The sequence below is a fragment of the Pedobacter sp. Bi126 genome (assembly GCF_918698245.1).
Taxonomy (GTDB): domain Bacteria; phylum Bacteroidota; class Bacteroidia; order Sphingobacteriales; family Sphingobacteriaceae; genus Pedobacter.
The window spans coordinates 84,832-110,354 of record NZ_CAKKMS010000005.1 but is presented as its reverse complement, the minus strand read 5'-3'; the positions used below and the strand labels follow the sequence as shown (position 1 = coordinate 110,354).

20 protein-coding genes and 1 tRNA gene are annotated in these 25,523 nt (G+C 38.4%); 16 read left to right on the top strand and 5 right to left on the bottom strand.

Going from position 1 to position 25,523, the window contains the following annotated elements; all coding sequences use genetic code 11:
- Window positions 1-6 precede the first annotated feature (6 nt).
- From LQ201_RS19190 to LQ201_RS19175, 4 genes are all read left to right on the top strand, one after another.
- Window positions 7-1,215 (top strand): glycosyltransferase, encoded by a 1,209-nt coding sequence (locus LQ201_RS19190; RefSeq protein WP_230144905.1) that lies wholly within the window; start codon window positions 7-9, stop codon window positions 1,213-1,215.
- Window positions 1,216-1,432: 217 nt separating this feature from the next.
- The gene (locus LQ201_RS19185) at window positions 1,433-2,722 is read left to right on the top strand and encodes a condensation domain-containing protein (RefSeq protein ID WP_230144904.1); all 1,290 of its coding nucleotides are present in this window, start codon (window positions 1,433-1,435) and stop codon (window positions 2,720-2,722) included.
- Complete coding sequence (locus LQ201_RS19180; RefSeq protein ID WP_230144903.1) at window positions 2,719-3,987, top strand: hypothetical protein; 1,269 nt, start codon at window positions 2,719-2,721, stop codon at window positions 3,985-3,987. The genes LQ201_RS19185 and LQ201_RS19180 overlap by 4 nt, the downstream gene beginning before the upstream one ends.
- Window positions 3,980-4,546, top strand: a complete 567-nt coding sequence (locus LQ201_RS19175) for a hypothetical protein (RefSeq protein WP_230144902.1) — start codon at window positions 3,980-3,982, stop codon at window positions 4,544-4,546. Before LQ201_RS19180 ends, LQ201_RS19175 begins: the two co-directional genes overlap by 8 nt.
- Before the next feature lie 392 nt (window positions 4,547-4,938).
- Here LQ201_RS19175 and LQ201_RS19170 read toward each other — a convergent pair whose 3' ends face one another.
- Window positions 4,939-7,017, bottom strand: coding sequence for a hypothetical protein (locus LQ201_RS19170; protein WP_230144901.1), 2,079 nt, complete (start codon window positions 7,015-7,017; stop codon window positions 4,939-4,941).
- 158 nt (window positions 7,018-7,175) lie between these two features.
- Here LQ201_RS19170 and LQ201_RS19165 point away from each other — a divergent pair, with 158 nt between their 5' ends.
- The 7 genes from LQ201_RS19165 to LQ201_RS19135 all read left to right on the top strand — a co-directional run bounded on the left by LQ201_RS19165 (window position 7,176) and on the right by LQ201_RS19135 (window position 15,322).
- Window positions 7,176-8,012, top strand: a complete 837-nt coding sequence (locus LQ201_RS19165) for an alpha/beta fold hydrolase (protein WP_230144900.1) — start codon at window positions 7,176-7,178, stop codon at window positions 8,010-8,012.
- Window positions 8,013-8,728: 716 nt separating this feature from the next.
- On the top strand, window positions 8,729-9,349 hold the full coding sequence (locus LQ201_RS19160) for a hypothetical protein (RefSeq protein WP_230144899.1): 621 nt from the start codon (window positions 8,729-8,731) through the stop codon (window positions 9,347-9,349).
- 155 nt (window positions 9,350-9,504) lie between these two features.
- A complete protein-coding gene (locus LQ201_RS19155; protein ID WP_230144898.1) occupies window positions 9,505-10,854 on the top strand; it encodes a M28 family metallopeptidase in 1,350 nt (449 codons plus the stop codon).
- A gap of 44 nt (window positions 10,855-10,898) precedes the next feature.
- Window positions 10,899-11,372 carry a TspO/MBR family protein gene (locus tag LQ201_RS19150; protein ID WP_230144897.1) on the top strand — a complete coding sequence of 158 codons (474 nt, stop codon included), beginning with the start codon at window positions 10,899-10,901 and terminating at the stop codon, window positions 11,370-11,372.
- 48 nt (window positions 11,373-11,420) lie between these two features.
- Entirely contained in the window at window positions 11,421-13,718 is a 2,298-nt protein-coding gene (locus LQ201_RS19145; RefSeq protein WP_230144896.1) for a patatin-like phospholipase family protein, read from the top strand.
- Complete coding sequence (locus LQ201_RS19140) at window positions 13,715-14,245, top strand: hypothetical protein (RefSeq protein ID WP_230144895.1); 531 nt, start codon at window positions 13,715-13,717, stop codon at window positions 14,243-14,245. Before LQ201_RS19145 ends, LQ201_RS19140 begins: the two co-directional genes overlap by 4 nt.
- A 507-nt stretch (window positions 14,246-14,752) precedes the next feature.
- On the top strand, window positions 14,753-15,322 hold the full coding sequence (locus LQ201_RS19135; RefSeq protein WP_230144894.1) for a 2'-5' RNA ligase family protein: 570 nt from the start codon (window positions 14,753-14,755) through the stop codon (window positions 15,320-15,322).
- Window position 15,323: 1 nt separating this feature from the next.
- Here the strand turns inward: LQ201_RS19135 and LQ201_RS19130 are convergent, their stop codons facing one another.
- Entirely contained in the window at window positions 15,324-17,756 is a 2,433-nt protein-coding gene (locus LQ201_RS19130) for a BamA/TamA family outer membrane protein (protein ID WP_230144893.1), read from the bottom strand.
- On the opposite strand from LQ201_RS19130, the gene LQ201_RS19125 reads away from it, so the two are divergent.
- From LQ201_RS19125 to LQ201_RS19110, 4 genes are all read left to right on the top strand, one after another.
- Window positions 17,741-18,487 (top strand): RNA methyltransferase, encoded by a 747-nt coding sequence (locus LQ201_RS19125; protein ID WP_230144892.1) that lies wholly within the window; start codon window positions 17,741-17,743, stop codon window positions 18,485-18,487. The two genes, LQ201_RS19130 and LQ201_RS19125, sit on opposite strands and share 16 nt — an antisense overlap.
- Window positions 18,488-18,546: 59 nt before the next feature.
- Window positions 18,547-18,620 (top strand) — tRNA-Cys (locus tag LQ201_RS19120).
- A 34-nt stretch (window positions 18,621-18,654) separates the two neighbouring features.
- Complete coding sequence (locus LQ201_RS19115) at window positions 18,655-18,825, top strand: hypothetical protein (RefSeq protein ID WP_029275070.1); 171 nt, start codon at window positions 18,655-18,657, stop codon at window positions 18,823-18,825.
- 116 nt (window positions 18,826-18,941) lie between these two features.
- Window positions 18,942-19,607, top strand: a complete 666-nt coding sequence (locus LQ201_RS19110; RefSeq protein WP_230146665.1) for a DNA alkylation repair protein — start codon at window positions 18,942-18,944, stop codon at window positions 19,605-19,607.
- 226 nt (window positions 19,608-19,833) lie between these two features.
- On the opposite strand, the gene LQ201_RS19105 is transcribed toward LQ201_RS19110, so the two are convergent.
- The 3 genes from LQ201_RS19105 to LQ201_RS19095 all read right to left on the bottom strand — a co-directional run bounded on the left by LQ201_RS19105 (window position 19,834) and on the right by LQ201_RS19095 (window position 22,241).
- Window positions 19,834-20,862 carry a quinone-dependent dihydroorotate dehydrogenase gene (locus LQ201_RS19105; RefSeq protein WP_230144890.1) on the bottom strand — a complete coding sequence of 343 codons (1,029 nt, stop codon included), beginning with the start codon at window positions 20,860-20,862 and terminating at the stop codon, window positions 19,834-19,836.
- Window positions 20,863-21,105: 243 nt separating this feature from the next.
- Entirely contained in the window at window positions 21,106-21,756 is a 651-nt protein-coding gene (locus LQ201_RS19100; protein ID WP_230144889.1) for an NAD(P)-dependent oxidoreductase, read from the bottom strand.
- 74 nt (window positions 21,757-21,830) lie between these two features.
- The gene (locus LQ201_RS19095) at window positions 21,831-22,241 is read right to left on the bottom strand and encodes an Rrf2 family transcriptional regulator (protein WP_230144888.1); all 411 of its coding nucleotides are present in this window, start codon (window positions 22,239-22,241) and stop codon (window positions 21,831-21,833) included.
- Window positions 22,242-22,366: 125 nt separating this feature from the next.
- Here LQ201_RS19095 and LQ201_RS19090 point away from each other — a divergent pair, with 125 nt between their 5' ends.
- A complete protein-coding gene (locus tag LQ201_RS19090; RefSeq protein WP_230144887.1) occupies window positions 22,367-25,450 on the top strand; it encodes an AsmA family protein in 3,084 nt (1,027 codons plus the stop codon).
- Window positions 25,451-25,523: the final 73 nt, after the last annotated feature.

Genomic DNA, 25,523 nt, shown 5'->3' with positions numbered 1-25,523 from the left:
TACATTATGTCAAAATTCCTTTTCGTTGTCCCGCCTTTTTTTGGCCATATCAGTCCAACTTTAAGTATTGGCGCAAGTTTACTGGCCCGCGGCCATGAAGTAAAATGGCTGGGTATTACCCCACTTGCACAGGTACATTTACCTGAAGGCGGAGAATTTATTTACCCTGAAGAAGATCTGGCAGAGTATGCTGATGAAATACAACGCATTTTAAAACGTCAGGATGATGGCCCTTCGTGTTCTGGTCCGGAGGTGATGAAACTTGCCCTCGAAGAAACCTATGTTCCTTTTGCCAAAATGATGATGAAAGGACTGAACAACTTTGTTGACGCCTGGAAACCCGATGTAATTATTAATGATTGCATAACCTTTGCCGGTGCATTAAGTGCACATTTAAAAGGCATACCATCGGTTACCACTACCCCAGTACCACCCGATGTGATGGGCGATACGGCTAACAGCGCACCCAAAATATTCGAATGGCAACAAAACTTAATTAAAGATTTACAAAAGGAAGTAGGCATATATAGCGATGATATTCACATCCATTCACATGAATTGAATATGGTTTTCACTTCACAGGCATTTGCAGGTTTTGAAGAAAAACCACCACACATGCATTTTGTTGGTCCGGTAAAAGGCAGGCCAAATTTAGCCCCTTTTGATTGGGAACGTTTAAGTCAGGTCACCACACCTAAAGTTTTTGTTTCGTTGGGTACTTTGCTGGTTGATATTCGTAAAGAATTTTTCCAGAAACTGATCACTGCTTTCGAAAACCAGCCCGTAACAATCGTGGCGGCAACCAATCCTGATATTTTTGAAAAATGGCCTGATAATTTTATTGTAAACGGTTTTGTGCCACAATCAGAATTGATGCCACACATGGATGCGGTAATCTGTCATGGTGGGTTTAATACGGTAAACGATACCTTCACCAATGGTTTACCAATGTTGATTACGCCTATCGCCTACGATCATTTTCATACGGCTAAACTGATTGAGCAAGCAGGTTGCGGAGTAAGCATCCGCTACAAAAGGTTACGCATCAGCGATTTAAGAGATACCGTTTTCGAGCTTTTAGAAAACCCGAAATACCGCCAGGCCGCACAAAAAATAAAAGAAACATTTATCGAAGCTGGTGGTAACGATAAGGCGGTGCAATTGTTGGAAGATTTTGCAAAAACAGCACAGGTTGTAGAAACCAACAGCTTGTAAACCTCGACCGTCATCTCGAGACCTTTCTCGGTCGTCACCCTGAATTTATTTCAGGGTCTTAATAGCAGGAAAGATGCTGATCCCGAAGTTTCGGGACAGCATGACGAATCGACTAAATTAATCGCAAGCATGAAGGAACGCATCAACATAACTTTAAGAGTTGTCAACTTGCATAACCAGATTACTAGAAAGTTGACAACTCAGAATAATAAAAAAAATGAAGAGAAAACTGTTATTTGGCGAAAGAATGTTATACGGAGATGGAAACAGTCCGTTTAACATTGTAATACCTTTCAAAATCAGGGGAGAAATCAAGGAAGATGATTTAAAGTTTGCCTTATTCAAAATCCAAAAAAAACACCCTTGGTTAACCGCCGCAATACGTTTTGATGAAGGTAAAAGGCCTTGGTTTGTAACCAATCTTACCGAAAATTTTAGCATTCCAGTTCGCATTGTAGATAGATTAAACGATGAGCATTGGGAGGAGGAATCTACTTATGAATGGAAAACCGCTTTTGATGCCTCAATTGCACCACTTTGCCGCATTACATGGGTTAAAGGTAAAGCCGTATCCGAATTTTTGATGGTATATCACCATTGTCTTTGCGATGGCACTTCGGCACTTTCTATTTTAACAGAATTACTTCAGCTTTTAGATGACCCCGATGCCAATATTGGGAAAGAGATTCCAATTATGGATATAAAAGATGTGATTCCGAAAAAAGTATTAAACAGCTACCGCAACAGGGCCAAAAACGGATTAATCGGCAAAATTGCCACTTTAGCACTTTGGATCATCCCGATCAAAAAGGTAGCTGTAGAGCGAAAAAAAGATTTTATGCTCCGCTGGAAATTCGATCAGGATTTCACTACACAGCTAATCCAGTTTTGTAAAGCCAATCAGTTCACCGTAAATACTTTGTTAAGCGCTGCTGTTTTAACGGCATTTAAAGCGGTGAGAAAAGAAAAAGCATTTAATAAAATATCATTACCGGTTGATATCCGGAACTTTAACCCGATTATTAAAAAAGACCACATTTTTGCCTTCGGATTAATGATTGTACTTTCTTTATTTCCTGAAAAAGACTTTTTAGACAACGTTAAAGCGCTACAAAAAGATGTGAACGATAAATCGGCCAAACTTAATCCTTACAGCTTGATGATGATGATGGAAGCTTGCCACCCTGCGTTAAACAACTTTACTAATTTCTTAAAATATGGAAAATCGAGTAATGATTGTATGTTTTCAAACCTGGGCAAAATAGACATCCATTACCAATATCGAAACTTCGAAGTAGAAACCATATTCAGCCCTTCGGTAATGGGCCCCTTAGGCAACACCACCACCATGATTGCCTCCACTTACCGTAATCAAATGGATTTTACCTTTGTGGCTAGCGAAGGTTATGTTCCTTTTGTAGAAGCAGAAGCCATAAAAGAAAAAGTAATAGCTATCCTTAAAGAACAGGTTGAAAAACCAATCGAGATTTTAACTGCAACTGCATGAAAAGAAGATTAATTTTAGGCGAAAGAATAATGCATGTAGATGCTAAAACACCGTTAAACTGTGTTTTTGGCGCCAAAATTTCGGGTAAAATGAGTGAAGAAAATTTGCACAAGGCACTGTTTAAAATACAGCAGAAACATCCACTGCTGCAAATGAATATCGATGCTACAGGCAAAACACCATATTTTGTACGAAACGAAAACATCAGCAAAATACCCATTAGGATTGCTGATCGCCCAACAGATCAAAGCTGGTTGGCTCAATCAAAAATAGAGTGGTATAAACTTTTTGATGCCTCAAACGAGCCATTAGCCAGGTTAGTTTGGCTAAAAGGTGAAACTGAATCAGACCTTTTGCTCGTACTTCCACACTGTATTTGCGATGGAACGACCATTTTAAATTTAATGGGGGAGCTGATGACTTTGATTGATGACCCTGAACAAGATCTGGCTCCATATCCTTCATTTCTTTCTGTTCGCGACCTGTTACCAGAAGATTTTGTGATGAGTAAGTTGGGGCATTTTAAAGGGAAAATTTTTGCAGCGCTTGGCCGTTTGTTTTTCTTTTTTAAATCTACTTCAAACAATAATATAGACAGGAGCAATTACGCTGTTCATTGGAAAATCAGTGCAGAGGATACCAAAAACCTATTAATTAAGTGTAAGGAAGAAAACACAACTGTGCATGCCACCATCTGTGTGGCCTTTATGGAAGCTTTTAAACATGTACAAGGCACTAAAGCCCATGGCAAAGTGATCTGTCCGGTTGATATCAGGCGGTTTGTAGAAGCCATAAAACAAGATACCATGTTTGCCTTTGCACCTATTGTAGAGTTAAAATTAGCGCAAGGCGAAAATGATTTCTGGACAAAAACCCGAACCTTAAAAACCGATCTGGAAGCAAAAGTAGCAGAAATGAAAGTCCACGACCTGTTAAACATGAGCGAGTATTTCCATTCATCAGTAAATAAAATGATCGGCTTTTTGAAAACAACCAAGGGCACGCACGATGTGACACTCAGCAATATGGGGCTTTTAAACATCCCGAAAGATTATCAGCACTTTTCTATTGAAACCATTTATAGTCCTACGGTTGCTTTCCCATGGAAAAATGCCAACACTTTAGTATGCAGCACTTTTAACGGACAGCTGGATTTCTCTTTTATGTCAAACGAATCATTCCTGAGGGAATTTGAAGCCTGGCAGATAAAAGAAAGAGTAATGGAACTGATTAAGGAAAATTTAAATGAACTGGTCAATGTCTGATAAAGTGGAATATGATGAGCAGGCAAAAGTGTCGAACTGGCGAAAGTTTGTGCGCAAAAACCTGCTGATACACCTTATCCCAAACACGGTATTGAATACTATAGTGCCATATTTTGCTTTTAAAGCGCAAAATTCGGTGCATTTATTTAGTGGAGAGCAAAATTTGGCCAGGTTTTTATTGCCGATGTCGTTGCTCCTGCCCTTTATGATTACCCTCGATATTTTAAAAAAAATAAAACTGCTGCAACACGCTGGCGCCATTAATTATAACATAGACGAAAAAATTACGGGTTATCCTTTTATATTGAAAAAAGCAGGTTTAAATGGCTTGTACAGCATTTTGGTGGTATTTGGATTGATGCTTGTACTGCACTTCTCCTTCCCTAAAAATCACGATTTCGGAATTACCCCATCTGCTGTATGTGCGGGATTGTTGGCTGGTTTATATTCCATTACCTTTTTTTATCTCGCCATTAGAAGGTTTAGGATCGATGCAGTAACGCAATATCATTTTGAAAACGGCTGTCATTCTGAACGCAGTGAAGAATCTGCCCAATAATGGGATTATTATTCAATGTATATATTAAATCCTTACACTGTTTGGTTACCCACCAAACACTAGAAAACCAATTTTGCCACGGAAGCGCAGAAACACGGAAACTCGACGTTGGAGTTCGTAAGTACTTTTTATACTTATGAACGTCAAATTGGTCTTCGGGGGTAGTTCTAGAATGCTATTCATGGTCTTTTTCGAATATAGCATTGTTATTTTACCATCTGAGAAATATAAGCGCATTTAAGTTTATAATCAATGACGATAATCTGAGGAGATTTAATCCTTTAAATCCTCCTATCATTATAAAATAAATTACCCTTCAGGACGACAGATCGTATAATTTTAAGTGTTTCATCGCTTAGAGATTCTTCGCTGCGCTCAGAATGACAGTACAACTACTCCAGCCAAACCATTTGTGTAAAAGCACCATTAGTGGCAATATCCCAAGCCTCTACCCTTACCCACTTACGCCCTTTTAAATTAACTGGCCAACTAAAATCCTTTTTCCCAAAAGCCTGTGTAGCATTCAAATTAATGCGGTTTCGATAAACCTTAGTTCCATCACCCGATACAATTTCGACAAAGCTTAAGGGGAATGTCCAGTCGAGGCGCATATTTATCTTTACTTTTCCGCTATTATCAACCTTCAAAGTTTCTCCTGCGCCCTTTCCATTAACATTAAAACTCGGGATCAATACCTCTCCTGTTGATACAAAAAACTTTCCTTTCCGCATTACATCTAAAACAGGTTGCCAACCATCTGCATAATTAGGTACCTTATCCAACTGCAAATAATTCACGTTTAAGTGTGCGTACATTTCATTTTGCTCAGTAATGGTAAAGATATCAGCCTCTGAGATAATGTGTTTTTTCAAACCCCAATTGGCCATATCATCCATCAGGTTCAATACCCGTTTACTTAAGGTTGGCAGCGAAAGATCTCCTGGAATGGCCTTCCAGGCAGCGCCCATAAAAGTCTCCGATTTAAAAAAGTCTTCTTCTTTATATTTGTCTGGATAACCTGTTGAAGCCTTTGTTCGGGCATGGGCAGTCCAGGCTAAGCCATGTTCTTGTTCCAATAGTTTAAGCATTTCTGTTTTATCATTAATGCGGTAAACTTTACCATATTTAGAATCGTTAGCTTCGAAAGGCTGATCGCTTTTTCTCGACATAATCCAATAAATTGGTTTAGGAAAAAATGCCAGCCAATGCCCTCCATAAAAATTATTGGCTTCTTCTCCTGGTAACAATAAAAAATTTGGATCAGATAACCTTTTAGTTTGTTTAAACAAGGCATCTAATTCCTTTAAACGAACAGAATCGGGTCCTTTGGGGTGGCCTGGTCCGTGAAATTCGGCAAGCTTAACAATATTTAAACCCGCCTTTTTCAATACCTCAACAAATTCGGGCTTTTCCGGAACGGCTTTTCCACTCAGCACTACATCCGAAATAAACTCATTGTGGAAATGGCTAGCCATTGTTTTATAACCTGCCAAGGGCTCATAAGTATCATTGTGCGTAAACTTTTTAACTTCATCCAACGCTGCCCCTGCCTTCCCAGTGCTCAATAAACAGAAAAAATTAAGACGCTGTTGGGTATTTGGTGGTGCATTAAACCAAGGCACATAACGTTTATCGCCTAATGGATCCTGCCTGATCCCGATACCAAAGTCGGGGATTAAGTTTAAATAATTACTGCCTTTCCAGGTAAATTTAAGGTTAAAAGCTTCATCTAAGGGATAGAAATATTGATGCGGAGCAGGAAAAACGGCCAAACTTCCACCATTATTTTCGCCGATAACGGTGCGGTATTTTACTTCCAGGTTTTTACTTGGATCTGCTTGTGCTGCCTTTTCGCGCTGAAGGTTTCCTTTTACATCAGACCAGGCGATATTAGACCAGATATCTTTTTTGCTGAGCAATCCGGCATCGTATAAAATGGCTGTAGAATCTTTTGGGGTTGATACCACTGCAGCCACATTAAACAAAGGGCTTCCATTGTAAAGTGTTATTTCTAAAGCACCGCTAAAGTTTTCGCATTGAACTCCATTTATTCGCACCACAGTTTGCGAGCCCTTCGTAGAAACACTGGCTGCCCCTTTTTCGAATTTTACAACATTTGTGGTATATGGTCTGGTTGGAACCCGGTCGAAAAAAACATCCCAGCCCCCACTGTTTGGACTTAAAGTGCGTTTACCTATTCTCAGCACAAATCCAGGGTCGAGATGAGCCGCAACTTCTTTTAAGGCGCCTTGCTTACCTAACAGCAAACTTTTAAACAATGGTTTGGTACGGTCAAGATCTAAAATCATTTTACCTAATGTTCCTTTACCAGCTGGCCAGGTGAGCATGAGTTCTTTTTGATTGGAAGAAACGGTAGCTCCGTTAGCTTTAAAGGCTTTTAGATTTACCTGGCTCTGCGCGCAAAATGCTGAAAAGCACATTATCAATAATATAGAAATACTGTTTCTCATACAACTTAATCGTTTTAGTATAGATATAACGCAAGATAACAATTAAGTGCAAAACATAAAATATTCGCTAATCAGCAATACATTGCGTTCATTATTTATTTTTTAAGAAAAACATAATAACATTGCTTAACTTAAGTAAGAATTTTAAACCAAATATCTTGCATCCTATTCTCATCAGAAACAACGTTAAAATCCTTGGCGAAGGGAGCCAGGTAATTGTATTTGCCCATGGCTTTGGCTGTGCGCAAAGTTCCTGGAAATTTATTACAGATGCTTTTCTCCAATCCTACAAAGTAATACTATTTGATTATGTTGGATCTGGCGATTCAGACCTAAGCCAATACGACCAACGGAAATATGCTACACTCGAAGGATATGCCTGTGATGTAATCGATATTATAGAAGCGCTTGATTTAAACAATATTATTTTTGTTGGTCACTCGGTAAGCAGCATGATTGGCATGATTGCCGCATTACAGATGCCAGAAGCATTTAAAAAATTAGTTTTTATTGGTCCTTCGCCGAGGTACTTAAATGATCGTGATTATATCGGCGGATTTAATATTGAAGATATTGAAAACATATTTGAGCACATAGCAGATGATTATGTGGCCTGGAGCAAACAATTGGCTCCAGTAGTGATGAATAGTCCTTTAAAACCCGAATTAGCTGATTTTTTACAGGAATGTTTTGAGGCTACCGACCCAAGCGTGGCCCTGGCCTTTGCAATGGCTACTTTTAAGGCCGATTATAGAGACGATTTAAAGAATCTGGGCGTGCCAAGCCTTACCCTGCAAAGTTCGAACGATATTATGGCTCCTTTATCAGCCGGCGAATTTATCCATAAAAATACACCAGAGAATTTTTTGGTTGTAATGAAAGCCACAGGGCATTTTCCGCACATTAGCGAACCAGAAGAAACCATCAGGGAAATAAAAGACTTTATTGAAGATATCCCTTTAAAATCGGCATCTGATCACCTGTATGCCTCCTAATGATTTTTCGGCCAGCGATAAATTAAAAACCTTTTAGCAAAGAAAAAGCACCGCCATTGTTTAAAAACACCTGCGCTTTTTCTTTAGCCTTTTTGCAGTTTATGGTAATCAGCCTTACCCTTTACCGCAATGTCATTAAGTTAAGCATTTTAACCACAGATGAGTACAGATAAACACGGATTTCATATCTGTGTGCATCCCTTCCCATCTGTGATTAAATTATTTTTGCTGGTATCGAATGGCACATTACCCATTACCTCGATGTCATTAAGTTAAGCGTTTTTAACCACAGATAAACATGGATTTTCATATCTGTGTGCATCCCTTCCATCTGTGGTTAAATTATTTTTTGCTGGTGTCGAATGGCTTAACTTAATGAAATTGCCTGTTACTCTATACTAATCGACAGTTAAATTATCATCCTCAATAGCCTGTAAAGCGCGCGCTCAGTTTAGGGCCTAAACTCATTACATAAATGTTTGAAAGCATTTAGGTTATCACTGCAATTAAACTTCGCGTGGCTGGAGAATATTTTCGCGAATAAATAATGAACAAAATGAATAAAGTATATATTTGCAAAAACTATTCAAGTCTTCATCACGTATATACGCCCGTTCGTCTAGGATTTTCACCCATCCAATACCTAGATAATACCAAATTAGCTTAAAAAAACGTACATCCAGTTACAGCATCACCCCTAAAACAGAAAGAACAAAATGAACAAAATCAAAAAAATCTTCATTGCAGCATTAAGCTTGCTATGCATTTACAACGCTAAAGCACAATCTTTTAAAGAACCTGTTGGCTATAAACTCAAAAATGGCATGAACATCATCATATCAGAAAATGACAGGTCGCCAAAAGCATACTCAAGTTTTACGCTGGATAGCAAAGCTTTCGGCCATAAAAAAGATGGTGTGGTTGAATTATTAAATGCGGTATTAAACGAAAATGCAGGTAAAAACCCGAGTATTAGTTTCAACGACAATAGCGGCAAACTGGCTACACTAAATGCGGATCTTGATAAAGACCTGGCAATAATGGCTTCGGTAATTCAACATGCAAGCATCGACCAGAAAACTTTTAATACGGCTAAAGCTAAGTTAATTGCCAGTATAACATTGCAGAATTACGATTATGACCAAACAGTAAATGAAAATTCGATCAATGCATTAACCTTGGAAGATGTTAAAAACTTTTACAGCCAGATCTCTCCAGAAAAAACATTTTTAACGATTGCCGGAGATGTTGAATTAAATACAGCCAAAGCCTCAGCTAAAAAAGCTTTTGGCAACTGGAACCCGACGCAAGAACTTGCATTAACTGTGGCAAGGTAATATTAAAATTAAATTTGAGGCCCTTTGATTAGTTTCGAAGGGCCTTTTTTATGCCCAAAATGTTACAAGAGATTAGGCTTAAACCGCCTGTATTCAAGGAATCATTCAATATATTCGTTTTTAAATAAAATCATTGTTTCTGAAAAAACCGACAGATGAAAAAAATCTATACACTCCTACTTCTTGTTACCATAAGTTTACCGCTACAGGCACAAGTTGTGGTTAACCGAAATCAGGATATTGATAAAATGGTTAAAGCTGTAAATCAGGATTCGCTAAAATCGTATATCAGTAAAATGGTTTCTTTCGGAACAAGAAATACGCTTAGTGATATTAAAAGTAAAACGAAAGGAATTGGAGCTGCCAGAAATTGGGTCGTAAATAAGTTTAATCAGTTTGCAAAGCAAAGTGATGGCAGGCTTACTGCATACCTGGATACCATTACATTTAAACCCGATGGCAAAAGAGTAGATCAGCCTACACTTTTGGGCAATGCTGTAGCTATATTAAAAGGCACTGATGCAAACGACAAACGCGTTTATGTGGTGAGCGGACACCTCGATAGCCGGGTTACCGATGTAATGAACAGAACCAGTGATGCACCTGGCGCCAATGATGATGGTAGTGGTGTTGCGGGTGTAATTGAGGCTGCAAGAATTATGAGTCGATATAAATTTCCGGCCACCATAATTTTTGTAGCCGTAAGCGGTGAAGAACAATCGTTATTAGGCTCTGGTTTTATGGCTGCAAAAGCAAAAAAAGAAAACTGGAATGTCGACGCCATGTTAAACAATGATATGATTGGCAGCAACAACAGTAGCGAAACACAAATCATCGACAATACCAGGCTGCGAGTATTTAGTGAGGGTTTACCCAGCTTCGATCTGGATAAAAATGCGAAGAGCATCCGTCAGTTTGGTTTAGAGAACGATGGCAAAAGCCGTCAGTTGGCACGGTATGTTAAAGAAATAGGCGAGCGTTATGTAGATCAGTTAGAAGTTAAATTAATTTACAGGAACGATAGATTTCTCCGGGGTGGAGATCATACCCCATTCGTAGAAAATGGATTTACGGCGGTTCGCATAACCGAAATGAACGAAAACTTCGATCACCAACACCAAGACCTTAGAACGGAGAAAGGCATTAAGTATGGCGACCTTCAGGAATTTATGGATTTCGAATATCTGCGTAAAAATACAGGTGTAAATATTGCGGTTTTGGCCAATCTCGCCAAAGCACCCTCAAGCCCTACCGAAGTAAAAATTGATGTAAAAAACCTGAGCAACGCTACCTTTTTATACTGGAAAGCACCTGCTAATGGCACAGTAAAGGGCTATTATGTTTTAATGCGCGAAACCAGCAGTGCCGTTTGGGAAAAGAAATTTTTCACTTCTGCCACCGAATTGCGATTACCTTATAGTAAAGACAATTATTTATTTGCAGTACAAAGCGTTGGGAATGATGATAATGAGAGTTTACCTGTAGTGCCAGGCATTGGCAGGTAATAAAACATTTAGAATTTTCCATTGTTTAAACTCAAATTTATAACATGAAATTTAAACCGGTAGCTTTTGTTATCAATATTGCCATCACATTGGGTGTTGGTGCCCTTGGTTCGTGGGCAACACTTCAATCTGTTAAAACATGGTATCGTACAATAAACAAACCTTCTTTCAATCCACCTGACTGGCTTTTTGGGCCTGTTTGGACTACACTTTATGTACTTATTGGCATAGCGGCCTATCTGGTATGGGTAAGGCGCGATAAAATTGTTCATTTTCCACGAACAGTGGCCATTTACCTCATTCAGTTAATTTTAAATTTAGCCTGGTCATTTATTTTCTTTCACCTGCACGAGATAGGTTTTGCCCTGGCCGAAATTATACTGTTGCTAATTATTATTGTAATTAATGGTTTAGTTTTCTATAAAATAAATAAATGGGCAGGACTGATTTTTATTCCTTATTTCCTTTGGGTAAGTTTCGCCACAATTTTAACTTATAACATTTTCATGTTGAACTAATTTAAAAGAAAACCCCTATTTTTAAGGGTGGTAACTTTTAAAAGATTTTTGCTGATCCTCTTCGTTCTGTGCTGTAACCAATTGCAGGCGCAAAAGGTAGGTCTTGTGTTTAGCGGTGGCGGTGCAAAAGGATTGGCGCACATTGGCACATTAAAGGCTTTGGAAGAAAATCACATCCCTATCGATTACATTACCGGCACATCGATGGGTGGCATAGTTGGCGCCATGTATGCCGCAGGTTATAGCCCGGCGGAGATAGAAAAAATTGCACGAAGCAACGACTTCCAAAATTGGGTAAATGGACGATACACCAGCGATTACACCTTTTTCTTTCAGAAAAATGCGCCCAATGCCTCTATGCTTACCGCAAAAGTGGCTATTGATACGGGTTTTCATTTTAGCTTCCGTTCTAACCTCATTAACGATATTCCATTAAATTTTGCCTTTCTCGAGCTTTTTGCCCAGGCTTCAGCTGTTTCTAAAGACAATTTTGATAATCTTTTTGTTCCCTATCGGTGTATGGTTGCAGATGTGCTTTCGCAAAAAAGTATCACAGTAAGCAAGGGAAGTTTAGCAGAAGCAGTAAGGGCAACCATGACAGTTCCGATTATCTACCGGCCCATTAAATTGGATGGAAAATACGTTTTTGATGGGGGGCTTTACAATAATTTCCCTGCTGATGTAATGGAAAGAGATTTTAAGCCTGATTATGTGATCGGCGCCAATGTTTCTTCAAAAACCTATAACGAATACCCTAAAAACATCGACGATCGTTTAATGAACCGCTTTTTGGTATACATGTTTCTATCCAAATCAGATTCTACCATGATCGGGAAAAACGGCGTGTACATCCAACCCAACCTGGCTACGTACAGCGTAACTAATTTTGCTCCTGTAGAAGAGCTGATCAAAAAAGGCTATGATGCAACAATAGCCGATATGCCAAGGATTAAAGCTTTAATCAGCAAAAGAGTGAGCGATGAAGAACTGGCACAAAGAAGGGAAAAATTTAATGCGAGAAAGCCAGATCTAAAGTTCAGCAACATCATCGTAACCGGTGTAAACAGTCAGCAGAAAAAATATGTAGAAAGGCTTTTCAAAAGCGATAAAGTTACTTTTAACCTGCAGGATATTAAACGTGGGTATTATAAACTGGTTGCCGACCAAACTTTCGAAACTGTATTTCCTAAAATTTCATATCAGGCAGCAACAGACAGTTATACTTTTGAGGTAGTGGCACAGCCGAAAAAGAGCTTTAAACTCGAATTAGGCGGCAATATATCTACAAGGCCCATCAGCAATGTTTTTTTGGGCGCCCAGTACAATTACCTCAACCGAAAATCGTATACCTTTGGAACCAGCTTTTACTCTGGCCGCTTTTACGAATCGGTACAGGTTAATGGCCGGGTAGATTATCCAACCAGACTTCCCTTGTTTCTGGCCGCGGAGTTAACCTATAATCACTGGAATTTTTATAATACCAGCCAGATATTTATCGAAAACCCACGCCCCATTTACATCGAACAATCTGACCGTAAGATTGACCTTATGATGGGAATGCCTTTAAATTACAATACCAAAATTGTACTTCATTCTACTTTTATCAATAATAATGATCGCTATAGCCCAAACAACACCTTTGCGGTAGGCGACCTGCTCGATCAAACTATTTTTAATGGATTTAGGGGATCCTTAAATCTCGAAAAGAATTCGTTAAACCGGAAACAGTATGCCAGTAGAGGTCAAAGCTTTTCGCTAAGTTTCAATTACACCACAGGCCGCGAAAACTATAATCCCGGCAATATTTTCCGCACCACTCCAGGTTTTGTTAAAATCCCGGGCAGCAGTCATTTGCGCCAGTGGGGAAGCATAAAACTTACCCAGGAAAACTACTTTTTATACCTCAAAAAATACACATTGGGTTATATTGTGGAAGGCGTTTTCTCTAACCAGCCTTTATTTAGCAATTATTACGCTACGCTTTTAACTGCTCCGGCCTTTTATCCTTTGCAAGATAGCAGGTCATTATTCCTGGATAAATTCAGGGCCACAACCTATGCTGCCGGCGGAATAAAAAACATTTATAATGTTAAAAAAAATCTCGATTTTAGATTGGAAGGTTATTTATTTTTACCCCATAAGGAGTTTGAGCTGAATAATTTTCAGGATGTAGATTATGCTAGAGCCATCACAAAAATACGCTATGCAGGTACTGCAGGTTTAGTTTACCATTCACCGCTCGGCCCCGTAAGCCTAAGTTATAATTTATATAATGATGCAGTTAAAAGAAATGGTGTATTATTGCATATCGGTTATTTAATTTACAATAAACGTTCTATCGAATGAAACGAATCTTACTCTTGCTTTCGCTGTGTTTAACCGGGTTTTTCAGCCATGCCCAAACTGCAGCAATCAATAATTTTCTGGTAAAAGAAAATTTGCTTAAAAACAACAAACTGGCCATAATAGCCGCCGATTCTTTAAACAACCCGAACGAAAATATAAACGGAACTTATACCTTTAGTGTAAGTGGTTTTACACAGGTATTAAAATTTAACGATGGCATAGCGGTGTTACCTTTACCCATCGATAAATCTACCTTCGTTTACATCAAACATCAAAACGACTCTGGCACCCACAGTAAACTGGTGTATGTGTATAAAAAAGATACCGATTTAAGTCCGTATGCCATAAATAGTTTATGGCTTTTCATCATTCCGATTATACTGGTAATCATTGCCTTTGCCTTCCGCAAACTGATCATATTTGTGGTCATTGTTTTTCTGGTATTTGTGTATTTTAACCACAGTAATGGCTTAAACCTTTCTACCTTTTTCGAGAGCATATTCGATGGATTAAAAAACCTCGTCTGACGTTTTTGAATTAATTTTTCATCACGAATCGTCATTGCGAGGCTGGACAAGCGCGAGCCGAAGCAATCTCATGCTATAAATTCTCTTTCTTTTTAGAAAAGCAAGGCCTGTGGTGCTTCGGTTATACCAGTCCCGCCCTTTGCTTAATCCCGATAAAATTATAATAATAAAAAATCACCTCAAATCGGGATAACGCTGTCGGTCGGGTTTATTTTACCACGAATAGCAGTACTGTTGTAGCCCCCTAAGCCCGATCGAAGCGAGATGCCGATTATTTCAATCGGCAGAAGCGGGAGCGGGACTACAGAGAGCCAATAGCTTCTGCAATTGCCTTCCAATAAAAAATCTGAAGTTAAGATATGTTTATATGTTCTAAATAATGAAATTGTTATTGCGAGGCAGAACAAGCTTCATGCTCACGCTCGTTTCTAACGAGTGTGTAGATAACAAATCGTTTTTAACGGTTCATTATTACTTTTTTACTAAAATTTTTAGTAAATTTGATTCATGGAAAATCTATTTTTAGTGTGTTTAGTCCCTCCTGTTTCTGTTGTAGAAGACATAGATGAGATTAGAACATACATTTCAGAGAAATTTAATGTGTATGAATCATTAAAACGTCCGGCACACATCACCTTATACCCTCCGGTAAAACTATCAGCTTACGATGCAGAAGAAAGATTTTTTGATGCTTTAGCAGATGCTTCATTCAGTGAGCCATTTACACAGGTACTCCGAAACTTCAATTCATTTCTGGAGCGTACCTTTTATCTTGATGTTGAACAAAATGAGGGCTTAATGAGCCTGGAAAAACAGATTACTAAAGCTTTACAACCTTTAAAACTGATAGCGAAAAAAGAAAAATTCAATCCACATTTAACTTTAGCGTTTAGAGATGTAAAACCTCCCATTTTCAAACAGCTTTCTGCCGAGTTTAAAGACCGGAAATTTAAACGCGAGTTCCCGGTTTCATCCTTTTCTGTTTACAAACACATGGATAAAAGATGGCAACCCTTTAAAGAATTTTCATTTAAAGATCCGGATACCAAACCTAAAGCATTAAGCCTTTTCGGTTAATTTAGAATGGCATACCAATACCAAAGTTGTACTGTAGAAAACGATAGGTATCAGGCCCGTGTGTAGCGTTATAGCTATTTTTAAAATCTCTTGCCCCAGATAAAAATTTGCTGATTACCCACTGGTCTGATCCGATAAACTGAGGATCTTTAAGTTTTAGCCCCACATCAAACCTGAAAACAAAATACTGAACATCGTACCTTAAACCAACACCTGTACCAATAGCAATTTGCTTAGCCAATTTACTAAGTTTAAACACGGTCAGTTCATCCAACTCAGGGTATTCAAGTGTAATCGACTCCCCTCTGCGGATATTCCAGATATTACCGGCATCAACAAACGCAGCTCCTTTCAAAGTAGCACCGAAAAATTTCCGGGCAAGTGTAAACCGATACTCAAAATTAGTTTCTATCCGTAAAGTACCCAATTGATCTAGCCCAAAAACAGCTTTCCGTACTTCATCGCTGGCAAGTACCTGTCTATTATAATTACCCGGACCAATTGTTCTGGCTTGCCAAGCCCTTAAGCCGTTAGATCCACCGGCGAAAAATTGCTTTTCGAAAGGAATACCTGTTAAAATTGAATTACCATAAGCGTAGGCTAATCCGGTGTTTAAACGGGCAACAAATTGCCGCTCACCACCCAAATGTTTATACCACCTAATATCTACCTCTGGCCTGGTGTACTGGTTAAAAGGCAAGCCTAATATCTTTGCCGGGTCGTTGTTTGCCGGATCATGCTTTGAACCTGTTAGCTTAGATATGCCTTGCAACATATTACCTGCAATATCCATCCCTGCTCTTAAATAAACAAAAGTTCTCAGTTGGTTTAACTTATCCGCATTCAAGGTGTAGGTATATTTCATACCCAGTGTTAAATCTTTACGATCGAGTAGTGAAGAATAATAAAGGTTGTTAAAGCGGGTAATTGCATCCACTTTTGATGTATCGAGGTTACCAAAACGGTACTCAAAATTTAATGGGGTAAAAGAGTGCAGCTTAGATTTGGTTTCAAACCAATCATAAGTAATGGAGTTGATAAAAATCCTCCTTACCGAAACATCTTTTTGTAAGGCATAAATGTAACTGGTTGCAAAAGTAGTGTGCGGCATTCCGTTTCCACCTAAAACAGGGTTATAAAAAGGGATCATCAATCTAGGTACCGAAATACTCGCACTGATTGAAAAATCGCGCTGATAAATATCACTAAAAACCTTGGCACCGTTACCTATACGCGATTGCAAACCACCTTTTACCTGGAGTTCGAATCGTTCTGCTCCTCTAAAGATATTGTTATTGGTATAGGTATTTCCGATGGTAAACCCAACGGTACCACCATTAAACGGAACCTCGCCCTCCACGCGATTACTCATTACCTTTTGGGGGGTGAGCAAAATGATTGCATTGATTTTATTTGAGGTACTGTCCCTTCTGAAATAATCGATCTTTACGTTTTTGAAAACATTTAGCTCATATAAGCGGTCGTAAGTAAGGTTTTCATTCCGGATGTCATAAAGGTCACCTTGCTTCAGAAAATCGTAACGAACGATCGGATTACGCCTGTAGCGCTTAGAGAAATCGGTATAAATAATCCCGTTCAAAGTATCTTTGCTTAATTTATACCTTGCCGAATCGGGCAAACCGTCAGGATTTGGCGCAATTAACAAATGTGTGTAACCTATATTAAACTGTTTATGCGGGCCATTTGCAGGATCTGTTACATTAAGATTCAGATCTATTTTGTTAGTCTTAGAGCTGGGTTCAGCACCATATACATCGAAATTTACATAAGGCCTTAAGAAATAGAAATATCCATTTTCTTTCATAATGCGATAAATCTGCTCTCTTTCATAAGTTAAAGAGTCTTCATCGTACTGCATTCCCTTGTGTAAATGGGATATTTTAGCCTTATTCGATTCGTAAAGGTTCCTGATATTTGCATTTGGTATTGAATCAGAAATTTTCTCAATAAAATAAGCAGGCCCAGGTTTTGCACTGAATACAATTTCGGCCTTTTTATCTGCAATCTTGATGGCAGAAGTTACTTCGGCCTGGCGGTAACCCTTACTTTTTAAAAACTTCTGTATCTGTGTTCTGGAAATTTCGACCAATGTACTATCTAAAATAGCAGGTGGTGTACCAAATGGTTTAATATCGCTTGTTTTATACCGACCATCTTTTGTATTGAACAAATTGTACAAAGGCACGTTGATACTCAGCTTAGATGCCGGCCTGATATCTTTCTGAACATAATTGTAAGCCTGTTCTTCAAATTTAGCATCAACACTATCAATAGTTACCTTTTTCACTATCGATTGATAGTCGGCAATGTATTTAGTTGACGAGCAGGCCTGAATTAAAACAATAATAAATAGTAATATTGCAGTGCTTTTCAGTTTAATATTTATTGAGTTTTGGTATGCTTTCAAAATCACAGATTAGTTTTATAAAGTCGTTACATCAAAAAAAATACCGTAAAGAACATGGTTTATTTATTGTTGAAGGTATAAAATCCATAAAAGAATTTTTTCAGTCAAGCTACCAGATCCATACTATATTTTACAACAGCGAACAATACAATTTGTTACCCAAATTGCCTGCAAATATAAACTTATTTGAAGTAAAGAACGCCGAATTAGATAAGATTAGTACGCTGCAAACGCCACAAGGCTTTTTAGCGCTCATTCATATCCCAAAAAACAGAGAATTAGCGTTAACAGCGCTAAAAAATCAGTTCACTCTGGTTTTAGATGGCGTTCAGGATCCAGGTAACATGGGTACCATTATCAGAACGGCAGATTGGTTTGGCTTTAAAAACATCATCTGCTCTGTAGACTGTGTAGAAGTATTCAACCCAAAGACCGTACAGGCCACAATGGGCTCGTTGGCACGGGTAAATATTTATGAAGCAGATCTGCCGGCCTTGTTAGAGAAAAATACCATCCCTGTATTTGGAGCGTTGTTAGATGGCGAATCGATTTACAAAACGCAATGGGGAGCTGAAGGATTGGTGATTTTAGGCAATGAAGGAAAAGGAATATCGGCAGAAGTGATCAAAAAAATAAATAAACCGGTAACCATTCCGAGAATTGGCGAGGCCGAATCGTTAAACGTGGCAGTAAGTGCGGCAATCTTTTGTGCTGAGTTAGTGCGAGTTCGAAATTAAATTAAGATATTATTTGCGGGCTAACTAATAATTGCTATTTTTGCAGCCTTGAATTTAAGGGTCGAGTGGCCGAGTGGCTAGGCAGAGGTCTGCAAAACCTTCTACAGCGGTTCGAATCCGCTCTCGACCTCCATTTGTACAAATAAAATAATTAAAAGGTTATTACCATGGCAGTTACCAGATTAAAAAGAAAAGACAGAAGAAATAAAAATACAGCTCACCAAGAGGTAGCATTTTTAAAGAGAGCAACCAACATCGAGTTGGGAAGCCGCTCTGCACAACCTAAAAACGATCAATTAGCTAAAAACAATGCTGTTTTAGCTGCTTTGGCAAAATAGTTTTTAGAAATTTCTTCTTAAAGAATTTAAAGCATCCTTCTGATCAAAGGATGCTTTTTTTATGCCTTAAAAAATCTGGATAATCTTTAAATTTGGAAACAGCGAAAGGTAAAACCATGAATCTTACAGAAACTCTTTCAAAACTAGAATCGCTCGGCGAAGAGAAAGTCCGCGCCATGCACATTAAGAACGGTGCCAGAGAAAATATTTTTGGCGTTAAAATGGGTGACATTAGAACGATAGCTAAGAAGATCAAAACCGATCATGAGCTGGCACTTCAACTCTGGGAAACTGAAAATATTGATGCCCGATTGCTGGCCATCTTAATCCTTAAACCAAAAGCGCTGTCTGCAGCACAGATTGAGCAAATGGTAGCTTCAGAAAGTTTTACCTGGGCAGCTGATTGGTTTTACAATTACATTGTTAAAGAATACCCTGATAAGGAACAATTCAGGGAAAAGTGGATGAATTCAGAAAATATTATGCTGGCCCGCGCAGGCTGGAGCTTAACCAGCGGACGTATAACCAGAGCGCCTGAAGGAATAGACATCCCAGCAATTCTCGATCGGATTGAAAAAGAAATGCCTAAAGCAGCACCAGAAATCCAATGGACGATGAATACCGCATTGGCTCAGATTGGCATTAACCACCCTGATTATAGAGTAAGAGCCTTAGCCATAGGTGAAAAACTTGGCATTTATCGCGATTATCCTGTTTCTAAAGGTTGTACTTCTCCATTTGCACCAATCTGGATTAATGAAATGGTAAGCCGGCAGAAATAAGTTATTTAGCCCGTAACGCAATATGTTTTCGATTAGTAAAGGTTTCGATAGGCTATCAATGGCAGATACCAATAGAGTGGCCGTCTTTCCCGGGCAGACCCTCGTGTGGACACAATTCTATATTTGTTTTTAGTGCACATTAATTAGGGCGGTCGTCATGCTGAACTTGTTTCAGCATCTTTCATGCACGATAGACCCTGAAATAAATTCAGGGTGACGACTGGATTTAAACCAGCTCTTTACAGATGCTTTTGATCAACCCTGGTCCTTCATATATAAAACCAGTATACAATTGAACCAAACATGCGCCGGCATCTAATTTTTCTTTGGCATCTTTTGCCGAATGAATACCACCTACCCCGATAATTGGAAATGCTTTGTTCGATTTCTCCGAAAGATAACGGATTACTTCAGTGGAGCGCTCTTTAACAGGTTTACCGCTTAAACCACCTGTTTGCGTAGTCAAGTCTTTTTCTGTAGCCAGATTTTCTCTGCTAATGGTTGTATTGGTGGCAATAATACCAGCAATTTTAGTTTCTGCAACAATCTCAATAATATCATCCAGCTGCGCATCCGTTAAATCAGGTGCAATTTTCAATAAGATCGGACGTGAAATATCGTTTTTACGATTTCGTTGCTGTAAGGTATTGAGGATTTTTTTTAACGGTTCTTTTTCCTGCAGCTCGCGTAAACCCGGGGTATTGGGCGAACTTACATTCACCACAAAATAATCCACCACATCAAAAAGACGGTCGAAACATTTAATATAGTCGTTTACTGCGTCTTCATTTGGTGTAGCCTTGTTTTTACCGATGTTTCCACCAACTACAATATCAGGATGTTTATCTTTTAGCAGACGCAAACGTTCAGCCATTACATCTACGCCCTTATTGTTAAAACCCATCCGGTTAATTAAAGCTTCATCACTAGGTAAACGGAACATACGGGGTTTATCATTTCCGGGTTGTGGCATTGGCGTTACCGTACCCACTTCGATAAATCCGAAGCCTAAATTGCTAAGCGGCTCTACATATTCACCATTTTTATCAAATCCGGCGGCTAAACCAACAGGATTTCTAAATTTTATGCCGAAAACCTCACGTTCTAAACCTTTAATGTGAACATCAAAGCTGCTACGGATAATAGTTTTACCTAGTGGAAATTTATCATTAAACCATTTTAACCGCTTAACTACAAAATAATGTACGTTTTCGGGGTCAAATTTGAAGAATATTGGTTTAATAAGGCGATACATGGCACGAAGATAAGAACTTAATACTAATTATGAAAAAAGGTTAATTGGTTCATTAGTTCAATAGCCATTCGTTCATTTGTCTAAGTGTCTAAATCCAACCCTGCTCCTAACGTTGTTCATGGTCAATGGTTTTTATGCCCATGATCGATAACCTAGCAAGCTTGTTGACCATGAACCATCAACCCCTAGGCAATCTGCCGCCCACCAATGACCAATGAACTGATGACTAATGAACCAACTGCTCTAATATGCTGCCGTAAACTGCTCCTGGTGGTGTGCCTTATTTTCCAGCTCATCGGCAATAACGATTGCTAAATCTTCTACCGATAAAATAGAACGGCCTTCTTCATTAAAAACAGGGCTTGTTTTACCCAAGCGGTATTTCCCTGTACGACCGGTGGTGATGCCCTGGTGCATTTCAATAGCCGGACTAAAAAATAACCAATCTAATTCCTTCTCCTGTTTTAGCGTATTGAAATAATCTCTTACCGCTGTTGCACCTGGCTTGTATTCGGCAGGGAAGTTCGGTCCGTCTACAATTTGGTGACCATCAATCTGCAAGGTACCCGCTCCGCCGATAAAAATGTAACGTTTAACGCCCGATGCTTTTACTGCAGCCTGAATAGCCTCTGCTCCCTGTACAGTATCATTATATAAATTCGGATTGGTCCAACCTGCGTTAAAAGCACTTACCACTGCGTCGGCACCTTTTAAAACCGCTGCTAATTTTTCAGTATCCAAAACATCGACTGCGATTTTACTTACCTGATCATTGTTATTTTCAATTTTAGCGGTATCGCGTGCAATGGCGATCACTTCGTTTCCACGACTTACCAATTCGTTTAAAATGGCTTTGCCTACAAATCCAGAGGCTCCAATTAATGCTACTTTCATGTTATTTAATTTTTAAAATTTATTAATCTAATTAAAATTGTAATATTTTTTGTTACAGTTATATTCAAATTTTTTTATTTAAAACTTGCACTAAAATCTTTTAATGTTTTAGCTGATAAACTTTTAACCAAAGCGGTTTCGGCTTCATCATATAAATCGTTTAAGTGTTGGGTAATCTGCCTCCCTACCGGACAATTGGGATTAGGTTCATTTTTGCTTTCGCCTAACAGTTTTTTCTGTTTAACAGCCCAATACACATCCCCCAGGTTAATATCGGCAGGACTTTTTGCCAAAGTAGAGCCTCCGCCCTTCCCTTCTTTGCTCTGCACAAAACCATGTTTATGCAGGTTGGCCAATTCTTTTCTTACCAAAACAGGATTACAGTTAATGCTTCCGGCAATATATTCAGAATTCAATAGTTGCCCCTTCACCTGATCGAGCAGTGTAAGGATGTGAAGCGATATAGAAAAATGACTGCTGTTCATACTGTAACTATTTTTATTACAGAACAAAGGTATAAATATATTTTCTAATACAAAAATGTTAAATCTTTATTCCTAATTCATCTAAAGACTATCTTTGTCGCTGAACGTGCCCTTAAATTAAAATCTTGAAAAAGTTCCTAAAAATATTCGCGATTACGATCGTTTCCTTAATAGTTTTTCTAATTGTTGTTCCCTATTTAATTCCGCAGACCATTACCAAAGAAATCACACAGGTTATTAATAAAAACATAAAAGGTGAGGTAAAGTTTGAAAGCACCAACATTTCCTTTTTCAACCATTTCCCTTCTTTAACTTTAAACCTGAATAACTTTTTACTAAAAGGTTCTGCCCCGTTTCAACAGGATACGCTCATTTACACCAAAAAGTTAGCCCTGGGCATAAACCTGCTTTCGTTATTCTCTAAACAGGTTAAAATTGATCAGTTCTATTTAGACGATGCCCGCATCAATATCCTCAGCGATGAAAAAGGTCATGCGAATTATAATGTCTACGAAAGCAAAAAGGGAAATGCGCCGGATACCAGCGAAAGCAATACTGCAATAAAAATTGAAGGGATTTTCATTAACAACAGCAACCTTACTTACAGCGACCGTTCAATTCCTATGCTCATCAGGACCAAAGGGCTTACTTATACAGGAAAAGGCGACCTCAGCAATGCGATATTTGACTTAAAAAGTAATCTTTCTATCAATGAAATGGATGTTTATTATGCCAATACCCCCTATTTGATCAAGAAAAAAATAAATGCCAATCTGATCACAAAGGTGAATACCAACTCCCTTAATTTGATTTTCGATGAAAACAATTTAATGATCAACTCGCTTCCAATCCGTTTTGTTGGCCATTTTTCATTTTTAAAGGATGGTTACGATATCGATTTCAGAACCAGGGCTAAAGAAACAGATTTACAGAATATTTTCACTGCACTACCTTCAGAAATTGCCGATAAACTGGAAAAAACAAAGGTTAAAGGTTATGCAGAGATTGATGCTTCTTTAATCGGGAAATACATTGCCGCCACCCACAGCATGCCTACACTTTCGTTTAACATGAAAGTAAGAGATGGCTCTATTTCTAATCCAAATGCGCCAGAACCAATCAGCAACTTGTTTTTAAATTTAAAAACAAAACTCCCTGGCTTGAATACGGATAGCCTATTGATTAATATGGATAGTCTTTACTTCAATATCGGAAAAGATTACGTGGCCTCGGTTACAAAAATAAAGGGTTTTAAAGAACCCGAAATCTACACAGATACCCGCTCGAATATCGACTTAGAAAAATGGGCAAAAGTTGTTAATCTTGATGCCTTACAACTAAAAGGCAGATTGAATATGAACATTAAGGCAGATGGAAAATACAGCAAAAAAATTGTCCGCTCTGGCATAAGGCAGGTTGATACGGTAATTGCAACCGTACCCAAGTTTTCGTTAAAAGTAGCCTTAAACAATGGCTACTTTAAATATGCTGCTTTGCCCATTGCTGTTAATAAAATCAATTTCGATGTGCTTGGTTCAAATACTGATGGAAATTACAAAAGCACTAAATTAGCTATCGAGAACATCGATATCCAGGCCTTAAGCAATTATATCAAAGGTTATGCAAAATTACAGACCTCAGAAAATATGCCTTTAACTGTTCAACTTAAATCGATAATCAATTTTGCCGACCTAAAGAATATTTACCCGATAAAAGGTTACGAACTGAATGGTTTACTGAATATTGACCTGCAAAGCAATGGCCCTTTCAATAAAGCGAAAAAGCTTTTTCCTGTTACCACCGCGACCATTAAACTTAACAATGGTAGAATAGTGACAGGAAACTTTAATTATGCCATGGAAAACATCCAGGTTGATGCCGATTTAACCAACAACGATGGTACGCTGAAAAACACCAAATTAAACATTAAACCCATTTCCTTTCGAATGGGCGGGCAGCCTTTTACACTGAAAGCCAATGTGCATAATTTCGAAAATATTACTTATAATGTTTCATCAAAAGGCACCATAGACATTGGTAAAATATATAAACTGTTCGGGGTAAAAGGTTATCAGGTTAACGGTTTAATTTTCGCAGATGTTTTATTTAAAGGCTCACAAAGCGATGCAATTGCCGGCAGATACAACAAATTACAAAATAGCGGTAGTTTAGGCATTAAAGACTTAAATCTCCAATCGGATTTATTCCCTAAAAGCTTTTTAATCAAAAACGGTGTATTCTCTTTTCAACAGGATAAAATGAATTTTGATAAATTCAATGCCACCTACGGGCAGTCTGATTTTCAACTGAATGGAAGCTTAAGTAATGTAATCAATTACGTTTTAAATGAAAAAGCCAGGCTTACCGGCAATTTCAAATTGATCAGTAAAAAAATATATGCTGATGAATTTATGGTCTATGCAGACAATGCACCTAAAACAGCTTCAACTACAGCAAACGGTGTGATCATTATTCCTGATAATCTGAATGTTAATTTTGCTGCAAATGTTGCTGACGTCATGTACAATGGTTTAAATATCAGGAATGCAAAGGGAACAATGTTATTAAATAATGGAACACTTGCCCTAAAACAAACAGGTTTTAATATTGCTGGTGCACAGGTTGATATGGATGCGAATTACAAGAGCACAAGTACAAAAACTGGCTTATTCGATTTTCATCTTACCGCTAAAGAATTTGATATCGACAGGGCTTATAAAGAAATTAAGCTATTTAGAGAGATGGCCAGTTCGGCATCGAAAGTAAAAGGCGTGGTTGGCTTAGATTATCAACTCACAGGAAAACTGAATGCAGAAATGTTTCCGGTATATCCATCGTTGAAAGGCGGAGGTGTGCTGAGCTTAAAAAAAGTAAGTTTAATGGGCTTCAAAATGATGAATGCCGTGAGTAAAGAAACAAAAAGAGACAGTTTAACCAATCCCGATTTATCTGATGTTCAGATAAAATCAACCATCAAAAACAATATTATCACCATCGAGCAGACCAAAATGAAGGTGGCAGGTTTCAGGCCACGTTTCGAAGGTCAGGTGAGCTTCGATGGCAGGTTAAATTTGAGTGGTCGCTTAGGCCTCCCTCCTTTTGGTTTATTTGGCATCCCATTGAGCATAACGGGCACACAGGAAAAACCGATTGTGAAACTAAAAAGAAATAAAGAAAGCAAGCTCGAAGAAACGGGAGAAAATAAATAGCATTATCAACAAAGGACAAAGCCTTAAAGGTTGTTGTATTGCTTTTCCAAAAAGCTAAGGCAAAACCACGGGC

Coding starts and splice junctions, on each gene's coding strand:
- LQ201_RS19180 (WP_230144903.1), top strand. CDS start 2,719: ATGAAAAGAAGATTAATTTTAGGCGAAAGAATAATGCATGTAGATGCT.
- LQ201_RS19175 (WP_230144902.1), top strand. CDS start 3,980: ATGTCTGATAAAGTGGAATATGATGAGCAGGCAAAAGTGTCGAACTGG.
- LQ201_RS19190 (WP_230144905.1), top strand. CDS start 7: ATGTCAAAATTCCTTTTCGTTGTCCCGCCTTTTTTTGGCCATATCAGT.
- LQ201_RS19155 (WP_230144898.1), top strand. CDS start 9,505: ATGAAAAAAATCTATACACTCCTACTTCTTGTTACCATAAGTTTACCG.
- LQ201_RS19150 (WP_230144897.1), top strand. CDS start 10,899: ATGAAATTTAAACCGGTAGCTTTTGTTATCAATATTGCCATCACATTG.
- LQ201_RS19135 (WP_230144894.1), top strand. CDS start 14,753: ATGGAAAATCTATTTTTAGTGTGTTTAGTCCCTCCTGTTTCTGTTGTA.
- LQ201_RS19170 (WP_230144901.1), bottom strand. CDS start 7,017: ATGAGAAACAGTATTTCTATATTATTGATAATGTGCTTTTCAGCATTT.
- LQ201_RS19160 (WP_230144899.1), top strand. CDS start 8,729: ATGAACAAAATCAAAAAAATCTTCATTGCAGCATTAAGCTTGCTATGC.
- LQ201_RS19095 (WP_230144888.1), bottom strand. CDS start 22,241: ATGAACAGCAGTCATTTTTCTATATCGCTTCACATCCTTACACTGCTC.
- LQ201_RS19110 (WP_230146665.1), top strand. CDS start 18,942: ATGAATCTTACAGAAACTCTTTCAAAACTAGAATCGCTCGGCGAAGAG.
- LQ201_RS19105 (WP_230144890.1), bottom strand. CDS start 20,862: ATGTATCGCCTTATTAAACCAATATTCTTCAAATTTGACCCCGAAAAC.
- LQ201_RS19115 (WP_029275070.1), top strand. CDS start 18,655: ATGGCAGTTACCAGATTAAAAAGAAAAGACAGAAGAAATAAAAATACA.
- LQ201_RS19100 (WP_230144889.1), bottom strand. CDS start 21,756: ATGAAAGTAGCATTAATTGGAGCCTCTGGATTTGTAGGCAAAGCCATT.
- LQ201_RS19185 (WP_230144904.1), top strand. CDS start 1,433: ATGAAGAGAAAACTGTTATTTGGCGAAAGAATGTTATACGGAGATGGA.
- LQ201_RS19125 (WP_230144892.1), top strand. CDS start 17,741: ATGCTTTCAAAATCACAGATTAGTTTTATAAAGTCGTTACATCAAAAA.
- LQ201_RS19140 (WP_230144895.1), top strand. CDS start 13,715: ATGAAACGAATCTTACTCTTGCTTTCGCTGTGTTTAACCGGGTTTTTC.